This is a genomic window from Herbaspirillum lusitanum P6-12 (assembly GCF_000256565.1).
Classification (GTDB): Bacteria; Pseudomonadota; Gammaproteobacteria; order Burkholderiales; family Burkholderiaceae_D; genus Herbaspirillum; species Herbaspirillum lusitanum.
The window spans coordinates 1-242 of the sequence record NZ_AJHH01000692.1 but is presented as its reverse complement, the minus strand read 5'-3'; the positions used below and the strand labels follow the sequence as shown (position 1 = coordinate 242).

1 protein-coding gene is annotated in these 242 nt (G+C 67.8%); it reads right to left on the bottom strand.

From position 1 onward, the window contains the following. Positions 1-242: LysR substrate-binding domain-containing protein (locus HLUSI_RS30140; RefSeq protein WP_040503796.1), on the bottom strand; the 242-nt coding region annotated here is incomplete at both ends.

Genomic DNA, 242 nt, shown 5'->3' with positions numbered 1-242 from the left:
AGTTCGACCAGCACGCCGCTGGCGAGATCGCGGGCTGCAGACCGGCACCAGTTGCTCGCCGAACAGTTTGCGCCAGGAAGGATCGGCGACTGGCGCGCGGCTCATGCGGATGGCGAAATCGAAGCCGTCGGTCGGCAAGTTGACCTGGCGCGGCGAAGTGTCGACGGTGACGTTGGTATCCGGCCACAGCGTGCGGAAATCCTGCAGGCGCGGCAGCAGCCAGCGCGACGCCAGCGTCGGCT